General features: G+C 71.6%; 15 protein-coding genes. 4 read left to right on the forward strand and 11 right to left on the reverse strand.

Features of this window, described 5'->3' with window-relative positions:
• Window positions 1-235 precede the first annotated feature (235 nt).
• Window positions 236-1180, reverse strand: a complete 945-nt coding sequence (locus tag ACZ3UD_RS26125; RefSeq protein WP_465592389.1) for a COG4705 family protein — start codon at window positions 1178-1180, stop codon at window positions 236-238.
• 213 nt (window positions 1181-1393) lie between these two features.
• Here ACZ3UD_RS26125 and ACZ3UD_RS26130 point away from each other — a divergent pair, with 213 nt between their 5' ends.
• On the forward strand, window positions 1394-1693 hold the full coding sequence (locus tag ACZ3UD_RS26130) for a YciI family protein (protein WP_465592392.1): 300 nt from the start codon (window positions 1394-1396) through the stop codon (window positions 1691-1693).
• 90 nt (window positions 1694-1783) lie between these two features.
• Here ACZ3UD_RS26130 and ACZ3UD_RS26135 read toward each other — a convergent pair whose 3' ends face one another.
• The 7 genes from ACZ3UD_RS26135 to ACZ3UD_RS26165 all read right to left on the reverse strand — a co-directional run bounded on the left by ACZ3UD_RS26135 (window position 1784) and on the right by ACZ3UD_RS26165 (window position 10314).
• Complete coding sequence (locus ACZ3UD_RS26135; RefSeq protein ID WP_465592395.1) at window positions 1784-2791, reverse strand: PP2C family protein-serine/threonine phosphatase; 1008 nt, start codon at window positions 2789-2791, stop codon at window positions 1784-1786.
• A gap of 262 nt (window positions 2792-3053) precedes the next feature.
• Entirely contained in the window at window positions 3054-5636 is a 2583-nt protein-coding gene (locus tag ACZ3UD_RS26140) for a SpoIIE family protein phosphatase (protein WP_465592398.1), read from the reverse strand.
• A 144-nt stretch (window positions 5637-5780) separates the two neighbouring features.
• Window positions 5781-6935 carry a Gfo/Idh/MocA family protein gene (locus ACZ3UD_RS26145; protein ID WP_465592401.1) on the reverse strand — a complete coding sequence of 385 codons (1155 nt, stop codon included), beginning with the start codon at window positions 6933-6935 and terminating at the stop codon, window positions 5781-5783.
• A complete protein-coding gene (locus ACZ3UD_RS26150) occupies window positions 6932-8182 on the reverse strand; it encodes an NAD(P)/FAD-dependent oxidoreductase (protein ID WP_465592404.1) in 1251 nt (416 codons plus the stop codon). The genes ACZ3UD_RS26145 and ACZ3UD_RS26150 overlap by 4 nt, the downstream gene beginning before the upstream one ends.
• Window positions 8179-8397, reverse strand: a complete 219-nt coding sequence (locus tag ACZ3UD_RS26155) for a ferredoxin (RefSeq protein ID WP_465592408.1) — start codon at window positions 8395-8397, stop codon at window positions 8179-8181. Before ACZ3UD_RS26155 ends, ACZ3UD_RS26150 begins: the two co-directional genes overlap by 4 nt.
• Window positions 8398-8451: 54 nt before the next feature.
• Window positions 8452-9696, reverse strand: a complete 1245-nt coding sequence (locus ACZ3UD_RS26160; protein ID WP_465592411.1) for a cytochrome P450 — start codon at window positions 9694-9696, stop codon at window positions 8452-8454.
• Window positions 9697-9831: 135 nt separating this feature from the next.
• A complete protein-coding gene (locus ACZ3UD_RS26165) occupies window positions 9832-10314 on the reverse strand; it encodes a MarR family winged helix-turn-helix transcriptional regulator (RefSeq protein WP_465592414.1) in 483 nt (160 codons plus the stop codon).
• Between the two features lie 121 nt (window positions 10315-10435).
• On the opposite strand from ACZ3UD_RS26165, the gene ACZ3UD_RS26170 reads away from it, so the two are divergent.
• The 3 genes from ACZ3UD_RS26170 to ACZ3UD_RS26180 are packed head-to-tail and all read left to right on the forward strand — an operon-like array spanning window position 10436 to window position 13460.
• A complete protein-coding gene (locus ACZ3UD_RS26170) occupies window positions 10436-10891 on the forward strand; it encodes an ATP-binding protein (RefSeq protein WP_465592417.1) in 456 nt (151 codons plus the stop codon).
• 23 nt (window positions 10892-10914) lie between these two features.
• A complete protein-coding gene (locus ACZ3UD_RS26175; RefSeq protein ID WP_465592420.1) occupies window positions 10915-12765 on the forward strand; it encodes an MFS transporter in 1851 nt (616 codons plus the stop codon).
• Window positions 12762-13460, forward strand: coding sequence for a uridine kinase family protein (locus ACZ3UD_RS26180; RefSeq protein WP_465592423.1), 699 nt, complete (start codon window positions 12762-12764; stop codon window positions 13458-13460). Before ACZ3UD_RS26175 ends, ACZ3UD_RS26180 begins: the two co-directional genes overlap by 4 nt.
• Window positions 13461-13645: 185 nt before the next feature.
• On the opposite strand, the gene ACZ3UD_RS26185 is transcribed toward ACZ3UD_RS26180, so the two are convergent.
• The 3 genes from ACZ3UD_RS26185 to ACZ3UD_RS26195 form a co-directional block, all read right to left on the reverse strand.
• On the reverse strand, window positions 13646-14002 hold the full coding sequence (locus ACZ3UD_RS26185) for a hypothetical protein (protein WP_465592426.1): 357 nt from the start codon (window positions 14000-14002) through the stop codon (window positions 13646-13648).
• 182 nt (window positions 14003-14184) lie between these two features.
• A complete protein-coding gene (gndA, locus tag ACZ3UD_RS26190) occupies window positions 14185-15630 on the reverse strand; it encodes an NADP-dependent phosphogluconate dehydrogenase (protein WP_465592429.1) in 1446 nt (481 codons plus the stop codon).
• A 79-nt stretch (window positions 15631-15709) separates the two neighbouring features.
• Window positions 15710-15973, reverse strand: coding sequence for a co-chaperone GroES (locus ACZ3UD_RS26195; protein WP_465592432.1), 264 nt, complete (start codon window positions 15971-15973; stop codon window positions 15710-15712).
• Window positions 15974-16045 lie beyond the last annotated feature (72 nt).

Raw genomic sequence — 16045 nt, forward strand, 5'->3', positions numbered from 1 at the left:
TGAACTCCCGCTACGGCAGCCCGAACGCCGCCTGGGCCTTCTGGCAGACCCACCACTGGTACTAAGCCGACCGTTCGGTCCCCCCACGCCTCGGGGGTCGGACAGGGGCCACCGGGGTGACCCACGAGGGCCTGTGCCCGCGCGAATGCGCGGACACAGGCCCTCTTGCCATTTCCCCGGCCACCTCGGACGACGCGACCCGGGCCCACATGCACCCCCGGGGCCATCACATTCGCTACATGTCGATCGGTTCGCCGTCCGCCAACGGCGTCACCGGTTGGACCAGGGCTCCGTTGGGGCGCTGAGGCTGTCCGGTGCGCCGGTCCACGGGGAACGGCAGCGGGGCCAGGGGGTGTCGGCGGATGTGCCGGGTCTGGTAGGCGATCAGGGCCAGGAGCAGGGCGCTCAGCGCCGCGGTGCCGCCCGCCGTGCCCCAGCCCAGGCCGCCCTCGGCCGCAGGCTTGGTCAGCGCGTCGCCGCCGGCCGCGCCAAGGGGGCGAGTGAGGATGAACGCCAGCCAGAACAGCACCATCCGATTGATCGACGTCAGGTAGTACGCGGCCACGATCAGCGCCATGATGCCCACGATGGCCAGGAAGGCGTTACGAAAGCCCAGGCCGGTGTCGTCCGAGAGCCAGTCGCCGCTCGAGGTGCCCAGGGTGTTGGAGACCAGGATCGCGATCCAGTACAGGATCTCGCCGGTGCGGCTGGAGATGTTCTCCACGTCGTACGTCTGCCCGGTGCGCCACCAGACGAGGAAGACCAGCGCCAGCAGGGCGGCGAGGATCATGGCGCCGGAGGCGTAGCCGATGCCGTCAGGGGCGCTGCCGTGGCCGAATCCACGGTTGAGGAAGTCGGACACCTCGGTCCCGACCATGCTCGTGCCCAGCACCACCGACCAGTACAGCGCCGGGTGGAACCGCCTCGCCCGCACCTGGGCCACGACGACGACCAGGAAGAACGCGAGAAAGAGGAACGCGGTGGTGACGTAGCCGAGCTGGAAGCTGATACCGAGCAGGTCTCCGGCGGACTCTCCGAGAGTCACGGCGACCGTTTTGAGCATCCAGAACAGCACCGTCACCTGCGGGAGCTTGCGCAGCACCATGGTCATGCCGTCCAGCGGTGCGTGTGCGCGGGTGTTCGAGACCATCTCTGCCGTCCGTCCGTTGGCCACCAGCATCGGGCGCGCCATTGTGTGAGCGCCGACGGGCCCGCCCGGCCATTTCCGGCCGGTGGCGGCCGATCGCCACTCGAAGGAGCTGCTCGGGAGGCCTGAATGGACCGTCGGCTCTTTGTCGACGGCGGCCTCGACCGCGACACGAGTCCGGGAGCGGGTGATCCGCGCCGCTGCCTCTGCGCGATCGGACGGTCACCCATCGCTATGATGTCGATCATGTTCATTCTTGAGCTGACCTACACCGCGCCGCTTGACCGCATCGAAGCGGCCCACCCCGAGCACGTTGCCTGGCTTGACTCGAACTACGAATCCGGCGTCTTCATCGCATCGGGCCCCAAGGAGCCCCGCGATGGCGCGGTCATCGTCGCGGTCGGTGCCGACCGGGCGCAGATCGAGGACATCGCCAAGAGCGACCCGTACTCGGTGGCGGGGCTGGCCGAGTACACCATCACGAACTTCCGCGCGATGAGGACGTCGCCAGCACTGGAGGAGTACCGGCACCAACGGCCGGCGTGACGGGACGCTCCGGGTCTCAGCGCCTGCTGCTGCCGGGCACGAACAGGCTGGTGACCCTCGGCGATCGCCTCCGGGGACGGCTTGAACCGGTCACCGCTCCCTGCGGACGGCGAGCAGGGCCGCGTCGTCCGTCAACCCGGAGCCGACGTACGCCCGCACGTCCAGGAGCAGCTCGTCCAGCAGGGCGTCCGGCTCCCCGTGTGGCAGGGCGGCCAGGCGCTGGGCGAGCGGGTAGAACCGGCTCGCCGCGTCCCGGGCCTCGGACACGCCATCCGTGTAGAGCAGCAGCAGGTCGCCGCGGTCGAAGGCGAGCGACCCGGCGTGGTAGTCCCCGCCGACCAGGCCGAGCAGCGCCAGCGGGGGTGCCTCGACGGCCGGCTCCACCGTGCTGACCTGACCGTCATGGCAGAGCAGCGGCGGCGGGTGCCCGCAGTTGACCACGACCGCCGGTCCCGGTGTGTCGGGGATGCTGACCAGAACCGCCGTGACGAACTCCTCGCTCGCCGGACGACGAACGAGCGCCGAGTCCAGCCGTCTGGCCACCTCCGCCAGATCCGGCTCGGCCCGCGCGGCCTCACGGAACACCCCCAGCACGTCGGCCGCCGTCTCCACTGCGGCCAGGCCCTTGCCACACACGTCGCCGAGGAACAACCGCACCCCGTACGGGGTCGCCATCACCTCGTACAGATCCCCGCCGATCCGTGCCTCGGCCTCCGCCGCCACATAGCGCACCGCGACCACCAGCGGCCCCATCCGCCGGGGCACCAGGCGCAGCAGGGCACGCTGCGCGGCCTCGGCGACCGTGTGGACCCTGGCCAGCTCCCGTTCCTGGGCCGTCACCACCACGACGTTGATGCAGCTGAAGAAGGTGACCACGACCACTGTGGCCGCCGCGGTCGCCATCACGACCGCGGGCACGGCGGCGTCGTAGGCCGCCATGCCGACGACGAGCGCGCCGGCGACCACCCCGGTCGTCAGCGGGACGGCGGCCCGGCGGGCGCCCACACCGGCCAGTACGGGAAGGGCGGCGAGCATCGGGGCGAACGTGATACCGGGCCCGCTGGCGAAATCCAGCGCCACCGCGGCCGCGACCAGCACATAGCCACCGATCGTGACCCGGTGCGACCACCTGGGCAGGAATCGCGGCGAACGCCACGCCCTCGTGTTCGAGACATCAGCCACCGGACTGCCCTTCTGTCCCGCTCGTCCCCACAGCCGCGTCGTTTCCCCACTCCACAGTTAAACGCCCCTCCCCTCCTGGATCGACCGGCAGCGCCACATCGACACCTCCGGCCCCGCCTTGCGGACGGGGACACCGGTCGGCGGGGGCGCCGGTCGGCAGGGGCACCGGTCTCGGTCATCAGCCCTCGGGGGGCAGGGCCTGCTCGGTCCAGATGGTCTTGCCCTCCTCGGTGTAGCGGGTGCCCCAGCTCTCGGTGAGCTGGGCGATGATGTACAGGCCGCGCCCGCCCTCGTCGTCCCGGGCGGCCTGGCGCAGATGCGGCGAGGTGTGCCCGGTGTCGGAGACCTCGCAGATCAGGCTGCGGTCCCGGATCAGCCGGACCCGGATCGGCCCGGCGGCGTACCGGATCGCGTTGGTGACCAGCTCGCTCACGATCAGTTCGGTGGTGAACACGAGCTCCGCCAGGTCCCATTCGTCCAGCCGCCCGGTGACCAGGCGACGCACCCGGGCGACCGTCGCCGGGTCGGGCGCCAGCTCCCAGTCGACGACCTGCCCGGCACCGAGCCGGCGGGTGCGGACCAGCAGCAGGACGGCGTCGTCGTCCACCGGCCCGGGCAGCAGGGTCGCCAGCGCCTCGTCGCACAGGTTCTCCAGCGGCCGGCGGAGCCCGGCCAGCGTGTCGGTGAGCCCGCGCCGGCCGTCGACGGCCTGCACCAGGCCGTCCGTGTACAGGGCGATCAGGCTGCCGGCCGGCAGGTCCAGCTCGGCGCGCTGGAACGGCGGGCCGCCCAGTCCCAGCGGCCGCCCGGCCGGCAGCTCCACGTAGCGGACGCCGCCCTCCGGGTCGGCCACGACGGGCGGCGCGTGGCCTGCCCGGGCGAGGCTGCACCGGCCGTCGACCGGGTCGTACACCGCGTACAGGCAGGTCACGCCGCGGCCGCGCGGACTGCCCGAGTCGTCTTCCTCGCGCACCACGTCGTCCAGGTGGGTGAGCAGCTCGTCCGGATCCAGGTCCAGCCGGGCCAGCACCCGGATGCCGGCCCGCAGCCGGCCCATCGCGGCGGCGGCCCGCAGGCCGTGGCCGAGCACCTCGCCGACCACCAGGCCGACCCGGCAGCCGGACAGCGGGATGATGTCGTACCAGTCCCCGCCCACCCCGGTGCGGGCGTCGGCCGGCTGGTAGCGGCTGGCCGACTCGACGGCGCTCAGCGCCGGCAGCCGTTGCGGCAGCAGGCTGCGTTGCAGCCGCAGGGCCGCGGTGTGCTCCCGGGTGACCACCGGCATCAGCGCCAGGCCGATCAGCAGCGCGCCCAGCCCCAGGACGGTCACCCCGCTGACCCGGCCGAGCAGCGGCAGCCGGACGGAGGTCGCGCCGTAGTCGGCGGCGGCGTAGACGTGGAAGGCGGCGTAGCAGAACAGGAACAGCATGATCAGCCCGCCGATCCCGGGCAGCACGCCCTTGAACAGCAGGTCCCGGGGGCTGCGGGTGAGCACCCGGCGGTGGTACCAGACGCAGGCGAAGCCGGTCAGACCGTAGTAGAAGGCGATTGCCAGGCCCACCGAGTCGATGGAGTCGGCCAGCACGTCGTGGCTGACCGAGGTGAGCAGCACCAGGAAGACGATCGACACCAGCCCCATGCCGACGGTCGACCAGATCGGGGTCAGGAACCGGCGGTTCAGCCGGGCGAAGCCGGACGGCAGGGTCTTGTGCGCGGCCATCGAGAAGACGGTGCGGGCGGTCGGCAGGATGGTGGTCTGGGTGGAGGCGACCGCCGAGGTCAGCACCATCAGGATCAGCAGTTCGGTGAGCGCGGAGCCGAGCCCGCTGGTGCCGAACACCGCCCCGCCGAGGCCGGAGAGCACGTCTCTGGAGTTGTCCGGGTTGGCCAGCCCGATGCCCGTGGTGCCGACCCCGGCGAAGGCCTGGGCCGAGGTGGCGACCAGACCGTAGATGACCAGCAGCAGGACGGTGGACAGCACGGCGGCCCGCCCGGGGGTGTGCCGGCTGTCCGCGGTCTCCTCGTTGACGGTGAGCGCGGTGTCCCACCCCCAGTAGATGAACACGGCGGCGAGCACCCCGGTGGTCAGCGCCTGGGGGGAGGGGACGTTCAGCGGATTGAACCAGGACGCGGAGACGTGCGTCGCGGTCGACGGACCGCCGGTGTAGACCCTGACCAGGGCGGTGACGGCGAGGAGCAGCAGGGTCGCGACCTCCAGGCAGACCAGCCAGCGCTGCAGGGCCGCCGACACCTCGATGCCCACGTAGCAGACCGCCGTCATCAGGGCGATCCAGACCACCCCGGCCACGGTGGTCCACACCCGGCTGGCCGCCAGCGAGTCCAGTCCGACCAGCCGGAAGCCGTAGATGCCGGCGATCTCGGCCAGGTTCGCCATGGTGATCACGTCGGCGACGATCAGGCCCCAGCCGCCCATCCAGCCGGCGTGTGGGCCGAATGCCCGGGTGGCCCAGGCGAAGGTCGTCCCGCAGTCGGCGTTGACGGCGTTCAGTTCCCGGTAGGCGTACGCGATCAGCAGCATCGGCACGAACGCCAGCATGGTGATGATCGGGGCCTGCAGCCCCACCCGGGCCACGATCAGGCCGAGCGTCGCCGCCAGGCTGTACGCCGGCGCGGTCGAGGAGATCCCGATCGCGACCGACGAGAACAGCCCCAGGGCGCCCGACCTGAGCCCCTTCTCACCGGCACCGGGCCCGGGTGCGAGCGGCGTGGCGGACTCGGCGGGGCGAGGGGAGCTCTTCACACCAGTTACCAACTCCGCGTCTCGCGGCGGCAAGCCTTGCGATCACCATTCTCCCCGCCCGCCGGGAGGGCCGCCAGACGGGCTCACCTCACAGCGAACCGGCGCGATCCGGGCAGGGTGCCGGAGGTACCCACGGTGAGGGGCTCACGGGCCCCAGGGGGCGAGCGTGGTCCTCCGGCCGGTCCGTGCCGCCTCGCGGATCTGTTCCAGCATGCGGTGGCGCCGGACGGCGTGCCGGAAGTCGGGAACACCGTCCTCGCCCGGCGCGAGGCTCCCGGTGATCTGGTCGCGCAGCAGCGCGTACTCGTGGGCGACGTTGTGGGCGGGCTCGGCGGCTCGCTCGGTCCAGTGTGTCAGCGACCGCTGGTAGCGGGCGGGGACCGGAAGTTCGACCAAGCCGCCGTCGTCGCCTCGGGCGCCGTACAGCCGCAGCCGCCCCATCCACCACAGGTCGTGGTCGGCCTTCACGACGAGGTCGCCACCGGTGCCGTTGATCTCCCAGTGGAAGCCGGTGGCGCGGGATGTACCGCCGCGGAAGTGCATCGCGGCCACGGCCCCCGATTCGAGCAGACCGGTCACGGCGATCTGGTCCTCGGTGCTCTTGGCCGCAACCGCTCCGCTGGTCACGTGGGTGACCTCGGGACGCAGGTTCGCGATCTGCGCCGATACCTCGCGGAACTCGCCGAGCACCATGGTCAACGCGTCGACCGAGTGTCCGAAGGGGATCGACAGCAAGGTGGCGCCGCTCGTGACGTCCAGCACGTACGCATGGTCGTCGTCGTACGTGGCGCCCCAGGGCCCGCCCCAGCCGAGCATGCTGGTCGACAGCACCCGGCCCGCATAGCCCTCGGCGACCAGGTCGCGCAGGTACCGAAGCGGCGGAGCCGACCGGGCCTGCAGGCCGACGGCCGTCAGCAGCCCCCTGCGGTGCGCGAGGTCGGCCAGTTCCTCGGCCTGCGCGAGGTCGACGCCGAGCGGCCACTCACTGAACACCGTCTTCCCCGCTTCGAGTGCGGGCCGGATGAGTTCCAGGTGGTGCGGAACTTTTACCGTCACGACCACGAGGTCGACTTCCTCGTTGCGTGCAAGCTCCCGCGCGCTGCCGAAGGTCAGCGGTACCGCGTACTTCTCGCCGGCCGCGCGCGCCGCTTCGGCGCTGCTGGCGCTGAGGGCCCGCAGCTCGTATCCGTCGAGCCCGGCCAGTGCCGGCACATGGGCGGTGGCCGCCCACCCGCCGCGCGTGCTCAGACCTACGACACCGACGCGAATCGGTTCCTGATGAGCGGAAGCAGATGTCATGAGTACACCCCAAGCGTTCGAGGTCGTGTGCTCTCCCGCCAACGATCGACAGTCGGTGGAGGACACGACCCGGCGTCCGTGACGGCGGTCCAGAGAGCGCGCTCGACGACCAGTCGGCGCAGCATGCGCAGTTCGCGGGGGGCGTTCCAGCCGAGCACGCCGACCACCACTCCCTGGTGGCCGTAGGCGGCGGTGAAGCGGCCGGTGGACGGGTCTCCGGAGATGACGCGCAGGTCCGCGTCGGGTGGGAAGATGCCGTACGCCTGGATCCTGGTGTCGTACTGGTCGGTCCAGAAGTAGGGCACGGGGGCGAACGGGGTGGCGTCGCCGAGCAGGTTGCCGGCCGCGGCGATGGCCTGTTCGGTGGCGTTCATCCGGTGTTCCAGTCGCATGCGGGTGCCGAAGTGGGGGTTGTGCCAGGAGGCGACGTCGCCGGCGGCGTAGATGCCGGGTGCGGCCTGGCACCGTGCGTCGCACTCCACCCCGTCCGCAAGGCGCAGGCCCGAGCCGGTCAGCCAGCCGGTGGCGGGAGTGGCGCCGAGGGCCAGGACGACGAGGTCGGCCGGCAGCGTGGTGCCGTCGCCGAGTTGCACCCCGGTCACTCGGCCGCCGGTGCCGCGCAGTCGGCGTACCGGGGTCCCGCAGCGCAGGCGGGTGCCGTGGGCGCGGTGCAGGTCGGCGACGATGGCGCCGACGCGCTCGCCGAACGGGCGGCGCACCGGGACGGGCTCCGGCTCGACCAGGGTCACCTCCAGGCCCATGGTCCGGGCTGCCGCGGCGACCTCGGTGCCGAGGAAGCCTGCGCCCACCACGACCACCCGGGGCGCGGCGAGCAGCGCGGCTCGCAGGGCGAGGGCGTCGTCGAGCGTGCGCAGGACGTGCACTCCGGCCAGGTCGCTGTCGGGCAGGCGCCGGGGGGTCACCCCGGTGGCGATGATCAGACCGTCGAAGCGGATGGTCTCGCCGGCGCCCAGGTGCACCCGGCGGTGCGCGACGTCGAGGGCGGTGGCGGGCTGTCCGAGGAGCAGCTCGGCCTCCAGGCGCGCGAGATCGTGCGGGGAGCGCAGGACGGCTCGCTCGGCGGGCCAACCGCCCGTCAGGATCTGCTTGGACAGCGGTGGCCGGTCGTAGGGCGGACAGGGCTCGTCGCCGATCAGGGTGAGGTGGCCGTCCCAGCCTCGACGGCGGAGGGTCTCGGCCGCGCTCAGGCCCGCGGCCGAGGCCCCGACGATGACGATCCGCTTCATTGTTCGCCCTCCTGCTTCTCCTGTTCCGCCAGCCAGATCGCCTGGGCCGGGCAGAGGGTGGCGGCCTGCCGGACGTCGTCCATCAGGTGGCCGGGCGGGGTCTCGGTGAGCAGGACGACGATGCCGTCCTCCTCGCGCTGGTCGAACACCTCGGGTGCGGTCAGGACGCACTGGCCGGAGGCGACGCACTTGTGCTGGTCGACGATGACCTTCATCGGAATTCTCCTTATCTACGCGGCACTTGGCCCCTGCTCGGCATGTGGCCGCGGTCACCAAGTGACGGGCAGCTCGTAGACGCCGTAGACGGTCCCGTCGTGCTTGAACGGGATCTGGTCGAGGCCCACCGCCAGCCGCAGGGTGGGGATGCGGCGGTAGAGGGTGCTGTAGACGACCTGCAGTTCGACCCGGGCCAGCGGCTGGCCCAGGCACTGGTGGACGCCGAAGCCGAAGGCCACGTGGTGGCGGGGGTTGCGGTCGACGTCCAGTCGGTCGGCATCGGGGAAGGCGGCGGGATCGCGGTTGCCGATGTCGTTGGCGAGGACGACGCCGTCGCCGACGTGGATGGTGACCCCGCCGATTTCGATGTCCGCCAGGGCCACGCGACGCCGTCCGCTGTGCACGATGGTCAGGTAGCGCAGGAGTTCCTCGACCGCCGAGGCGATCAGCCCGGGATCGTCGCTCTCGCGCAGCCGGGTCAGCTGATCAGGGTGTCGCAGCAGGGCCAGGGTGCCCAGTGCGATCATGTTCGCCGTGGTCTCGTGCCCGGCGATCAGCAGCAGCACCCCCATGTTCGCCGCTTCGCGCCGGGAGATCTCGCCGTCCCTTACCCGCTCGGCCAGCGTGGAGAGCAGGTCGTCGGCCGGGTGGGCGAGCTTGTCACCGATCAGCCGGTCCAGGTAGCCGACCAGCTGCTGGGTGGCCGCCCGGGCCTGCTCCGGCGTCGTGGTCAGTTTGATCAGGATCCTGCTGTTGGCCTGGAAGAAGTCGTGGTCGGCGTACGGGACGCCGAGCAGCGCGCAGATCACCAGTGAGGGCACCGGCAGCGCGAACGCCTGGACCAGGTCCACCGGGTTGGGCCCGGCGAGCAGGGCATCGAGCAGATCGTCCACGATCTGCTGAACGGCTGGCCGCAGCGCCTCCACCCGCTTGATGGCGAAGGCTGCGGTGACCATCCGGCGCAGCCGGGCGTGCTCCGGATCATCCATGGTGATGAAGGTCCGCGACTGCGTCCGGCGCTCCTTCGCGGCCGGGCTCTGGTGGGGGTAGTGCGGGTGGGTGCTCTCCGAGCTGATCCGCGGATCGGCCAGCAGGGCCCGTACGTCCTCGTAGCGGGTGACCAGCCACGGGGTGCTGCCGTCCCACAGCCGCACCCGGCTGATCGGGGCTTCGGCCTGCAGGGTTCGCAGGGCCGGTGGCGGGTCGAACGGGCAGCCGGCCGCCCGGGGCATGGGGTAGTCCGGTGCCGCCGCCGTCGCCGACGGCGTATCGGAGCCGGGTACCGGGATGGTGCTCATGGTTCTCCGCCCTTTCCGGAAGTCCGATATGAGGGCAGGTGCCAGGATCGGAGCCCGGCGCGCGGGGCGCGACGGGGCAGCGGATCGGATCCCGCCGCCTGCGGGAGGAGATACCGAAGAAGGCACCCCGGGAGTTCAGTAAGCCGTTCCGCCACGGGTGGTGCGGGGCGACGGGGCTTCCCGGAGCATGCGGCGGACGATGGGCGAGGCCGTGTGCATGGCCTCGCTCAGCGCTCGCACGTCCTGCTCGGGCAGTGCGGCCAGCAGGCCGGCCACCCGGGCTCGCTGCGCGCGGTGGCGCTCGGCCAGCAGCTCGTGCCCGGCATCCGTGATGGCGACGAGGCAGACACGCCCGTCCCCGGGATCCGCCGTCCGCGATGCCAGGCCCTGGCGTTCCAGCCGCTGGACCAGCGCGGTCATCGACGGCTGGGCGATGCCTTCCGCCGCGGCCAGCGCGGTCAGCCGGATCGGACCTTCCTGGTCCAGCCGGCCGAGCGCCGCGACGGTGGTCAGGCTCATGCCCTGCCGGTCCGACAGAAGATGCCTGACCAGCCCGATGGCCAGTTCGTTCAGTGCCGCCGCCACCTCCTGGAGGCCCTCTTCGGGTGTCTCATCCATACCCCCATCTATACCACTCATCTATATTGACTGTCTATATACCTGAGTGATATAGATGGGAAGTGGATCGTTAAGGGTTCTGGTCACAGCCCAGGCGCCACCACGGCGCCGGAAGAAGGTGATGACCGTGATCTGCACCTACGCCCCGGACATCCCCCCATGGCCGGCCGTTGCCCGGAGCTCGCGGCCATCGGACCGCGCCTGGCCCCTGGCGCACCGCCCGGAAGCCGCCGCAGACGCCCGCAAGATCACCCGAGCGGTCCTCGCACAGTGGCGGGTCGCCGACGAGGCGGCCGACTCGGTGCTGCTGACCGTCTCGGAACTCGTCACCAACGCCGTTGAGCACGCCGAGCCCCCACTGCGCCTGCGACTGAGCCGCGCCCCGGACGCCCAACGGGTGCGCATCGAAGTCTGCGACGGAGGCCCCGCAGCCGCCCAGGGCGACTGGGCAGCCAGCTGTACCCGCGGCGAGCACGGCCGCGGGCTGCAGATCATCGACCAGCTCACCGCCGCGCACGGCGACCACGCGGAGCCCGGACGCGCCGTCCACTGGGCCGACGTCGCCACCGCGGCCTGACCCGACCGACGTTGGGAGTGGTCATGAGCGCCGCACGGGCCGGCAACGCCACCGCACGCGTCACGGGTGAACGGTACAAGTGGGTCGCGCTGTCGAACACGACCATGGGTGTGCTGATCGCGTCCGTCGACGCCTCGATCGTGATCATCTCGCTGCCCGCGATCTTCCGCGGCATCGGTCTGGACCCGCTCGCCCCGGGCAACATCGGCTACCTGCTGTGGATGATCCTGGGCTATCTCCTGGTCACCGCGGTGCTCGTGGTCGCCTTCGGCCGGCTCGGCGACATGTTCGGCCGGGTCCGGATGTACAACAGTGGCTTCGCGGTCTTCGCGTGCGCCTCGCTCGCTCTCTCACTCGACCCGCTGCGCGGCGGCGCGGGCGCCCTGTGGCTCATCGGCTTCCGCATCGTCCAGGCGGTCGGCGGGGCCATGCTGATGGCGAACTCGGCGGCGATCCTCACCGACGCCTTCCCCGCCCGTCAACGAGGGATGGCCCTGGGGGTCAACCAGATCACGGCGCTCGCCGGCCAGTTCCTGGGGCTGCTCGTCGGCGGTCTGCTGGCCACCATCGACTGGCGTGCCGTCTTCTGGGTGAGCGTCCCGATCGGTGTGGCCGGCACCGTCTGGTCGTACCGCAGTCTGCACGAGATCGGCTGCCGCAAACCGGGGCGCATCGACTGGCTCGGCAACCTCACCTTCACCGCGGGGGCCGGTGCCCTCCTCGCCTCGATCACCTACGGAATCCAGCCCTACGGCGGCCACTCGACCGGCTGGACCAGCCCCTACGTGCTCGGTGGCCTGGCAACGGGCACCGCGCTGCTCCTCGCGTTCTGCGTCGCGGAGACCAAGGTCGCCGACCCGATGTTCCGGCTCGGCCTGTTCCGGATCCGCGCGTTCGCCGCCGGAAACCTCGCGGCACTGCTCATCGCGATCGCCCGCGGCGGCATGCAGTTCATGCTCATCATCTGGCTGCAGGGCATCTGGCTGCCGCTGCACGGCTACGCCTTCGACCGCACCCCGCTGTGGGCCGGCATCTTCATGCTGCCGCTGACCATCGGGTTCCTCCTCGGCGGCCCGGCCTCCGGCCTCCTCTCCGACCGCTACGGCCCCAGGCCGTTCGCCACCACCGGGCTGATCCTGGTAGCCATCGCCTTCGTCGGCCTGCTCGCCCTGCCGGTGGCATTCCCCTACCCGGCGTTCGCGGGCCTGCTCCTGCTCAGCGGGCTCGGCCAGGGCATGTTCTCGGCGCCGAACACCTCGGCGATCATGGGCAGCGTGCCGCCCGAGCAGCGCGGCGTGGCCTCCGGCATGCGCTCGACGTTCCAGAACTCGGGCATCGCCCTGTCGATCGGCCTGTTCTTCTCACTGATGATCACCGGCCTGGCCACGACGCTTCCGCGCACACTCGACAGCGGCCTGCGGGCACAGGGAGTGCCGGCCCAGGCGGCCGGCCGCCTGGCCGGGCTGCCGCCGACGAGCACGCTGTTCGCCACCTTCCTCGGCAACAACCCGATCGGCCACCTGCTGGGGCCCAGCGGTGTCCTGAGCACGCTTCCCGCCCGCAACGCCCAGACCATCACCGGGACGCGGTTCTTCCCCGAACTCATCTCCGGCCCCTTCCACCACGGACTCGTCATCGTCTTCAGCACGGCCGCGGTGATGGCCCTGGTGGCCGCCTGCGCCTCCGCGCTGCGCGGCCGCCGGAGCAGCACCGCAACCGACCGACCAACCAGCCCGACGAAGGACTCGACGAAGGACTCGACGAAGGAACAGGCGAGACCTGCTCCGGTGCCCGGCCGCGCCCCGCGCGCGTCCGGCCGCAGTCCCGGGCCTGCCCCACCGGGCAACGGGCTTCCGAAAGGCGGAGAACCATGAGTATCGTCCCGGCATCCGGCATCGGTGCACCGCGGGCCGCGGCACCGCACCTCCCCGCGCCCCGGGCGGGCGGCCGCCCGTTCAACCCGCCGCCGGCCCAACCACCGGTCGAGCGGATCGCGGCGGCCGTCGCCGAGCGCGCGGGAGTCGGCCGCGTGCTGGTGACCCTCGACGGCCGGGCCGGGGCGGGGAAGTCGACGCTAGCGGCCGCGGTGGCCGCGTACCTGGGCGGGCCGGGGCACGCGGTCGTGGTGCACGGTGACGACTTCCTCCATCCGATGCCCTACCAGGAACGCCTGTCCATGGAACCGGAAGAGGGCTACCACCGGCTCTTCGAGTGGCAGCGGCTGCGCGACCAGGTCCTCGTCCCGCTTTCCGACGGCCGGCCGGCTCGCTACGAGCAGTTCGACCGGGACACGAACGCTCTTCGGGCCGGCGAGCCGCACAGCGTGGTGCCCGTGGCCGTGGTGATCGTCGAAGGAGTGCTCACCGCCCGGCCGGAGCTGGCCGGCTTCTACGACCTGACCGTCTTCGTCGACACCGCGAGCGAGCTGTGCCTGCGCCGCGTGTACGCCCGCCCCGACCGGCGGCCACACCGCGAGGCATGGCTCACGCGCTGGCGCGCCGTCGAGGACTACTACCTGAGGGCCACGGACATGCCGGCGCGTGCCGATCTCACCGTCCCCGGAGACTGACAGCGGCCCTGTATGTGTCGCCGAGTCGGCCTGGCCGGTGTCTGGCCCGAGTACGCGTCAGGCGCGTTGCTCCACGTCTTCGGTGCCAGCGGCGTCCGGGCCGTGCGGCGGAGTGCCTTGAGAGGCCACGTGGAGCGTCCCACGGGTGTTGCCGCGCTCTCCGGTCCAGCGCGTGAGGCCCGCTTTCAGACAAGGTTCAGCGCGTCCAGGAAGCGGCCGGCCACCTCGTGGTCGCCGGTCACGGTCGTATGGTCGCGCCAAGGCACTCGGGTCGTGGCCCAGGCCGTGAAGTCGTGCGCCATCGACTCCACGGTGGCGGCCGCAGGGGAGCCGGCGGTTGCCGGTGTCACGGTGATCTCTCCCTGACCCGGATCCAGCATCCACCCGCCACCGCCCGGCCCGGTCAGCCACCGCCGGACGGGCTCGGCCAGGCTGTGGACGAGGCCCGACTGCATGTTCGGCAGGCCGGCCAGGAGCCGGCCCACGGCCGGCCGCAGCCGGACCTCGTCCGGTGGGGTCGGCTGACGGCGCGGACGACGCATGCACACAAACCGCTACATCCCCAGCGTCACGCCACCGGTGAACACGCCGCACGCCGAGTCCTGGACCTGTGCCCCGCGGTGTGAAGCGGCTCGAAGGAGGGGCGACCGGCCGATGGAGGCCGCTTCCCGGGTCTGCGTGAGATCAGTGAAAGACCTTTGCCCGTAAGACACTTGATGGTATATCAGCGCTGTTCCTCCGGGCGGCCCTCGACCTCCCAGCGGGTGTGGAAGATCCCGTCCCGGTCGACCCGGCGGTAGGTGTGCGCGCCGAAGAAGTCCCGCTGTCCCTGCACCAGTGCGGCCGGAAGACGCTCCGCCCGCAGGCTGTCGTAGTAGGCGAGCGCGGTCGCGAAGCCGGGGGCGGGCACCCCCAGTTGGGCCGCCACCGAGACGACCCGTCGCCAAGCCGACTGCGCGGAGCCGAGCGCCTCCCGGAAGTGCGCGTCGGTCAGCAGTGTGGGACGCTCCCGGTCCGCCTCGTACGCGGCCCGGATCCGGTCCAGGAACCGAGCCCTGATGATGCAACCGCCGCGCCAGATCGCGGCCATCTCGCCGGGGTCGACCTGCCAGGAGTACTCCGCGCTGCCGGCCTGGATCTGGTTGAAGCCCTGGGCGTAGGCCACCATCTTGGAGGCGTACAGAGCCTGCTCGACGTCGTCCGCGAACCGGTCCGCCGCCGCGCTGTCGAGCCACGTCTCGGTGGGGCCGGGCAGCCCCCGTCCGGCCTGCCGTAGCGGCACGCTGCCGGACAGCGCCCGGGCGAAGACCGCCTCGGCGATCCCGCTCACGGGCACACCGAGCTCCAGCGCGCTCTGGACCGTCCAGCGGCCGGTGCCCTTCTGCTCGGCCTGGTCCAGCACGACGTCGACGAAGGGCTTCCCGGTCGCCGCATCGGTGTGGGCGAGGATCTCGGCGGTGATCTCGATCAGATAGGACTCCAGGCGTCCGGCGTTCCAGGTCCGGAAGACCTCGGCGATCGCGTCGGGCTGCAGTCCCGCTCCGTGCCGCAGCAGGTCGTACGCCTCGGCGATGAGCTGCATGTCGGCGTACTCGATCCCGTTGTGGACCATCTTGACGAAGTGACCGGCGCCGTCCGGTCCGACGTGGGTGCAGCAGGGCTTGCCGTCGACCTTGGCCGCGATGTCCTCCAGCAACGGCCCTAGGACCCGGTAGGCCTCCGCTGTACCGCCGGGCATGATGCTCGGTCCCTCCAGCGCGCCCTGCTCACCACCGGAGATCCCGCTGCCCACGAAGTGCAGGCCTCGCCCCCGAAGGGCCGCCTCCCGCCTCCTGGTGTCGAGGAAGTGCGCGTTCCCGCCGTCCACCACCACGTCGCCCTCGTCGAGCAGCGGCACCAGCTCGTCGACGACCGCATCGGTCGGCGCCCCGGCCTTGACCATGATCACGATCAGACGGGGGCGCTCCAGGGCCGCGACGAACTCCGCCGTGGTCCCGGCCGCCACGAACTCGCCTTCATGCCCGAACTCCTCCAGCAGCGCCGTGGTCCGCGCCTGGGTGCGGTTGTGCACAGCCACGCGGTATCCGTGACGGGCGAAGTTCCTGGCCAGGTTGCGACCCATCACGGCCAGTCCGGTGACGCCGATCCGGGCGGGTGACTGCTCGGGCATGGCGCGAATCTCCATAATCTCGGGGGCCTGGTGCTGTCGGGATCGAAGGTCGGGTGCCGGGTACGCCCGTCGCCCTGTCCTACTCCGTGGAGAGCGCGAGGACCTCGTCCTCGGGAAGCTCGACGTACGCCTGCCCCTCCACCTCGATCTCCGATCCGGAGAACCTGTTGAAGAGGATCTTCTCGCCGACCTTGACGTCCACCGGGTGCGGCTTGCCGCTCCCCAGCTGCCGGCCGGGCCCCACCGCCACCACCTCGCCCTTGCACCTCTCCGGGTCCTGCGGGGTCGAGCCCCCGATCGGCTTGACGATCAGGTGATCGTGCTTCGGGTGGAAGTCGGGCATGGCATGGTCCTCTCACGTAGACACCCGCGGCGCAGCCGGGGCTGTCCCCCACACATCGATTCTCCCGAGGTT

The sequence above is a fragment of the Kitasatospora sp. NPDC023118 genome (genome assembly GCF_055560875.1).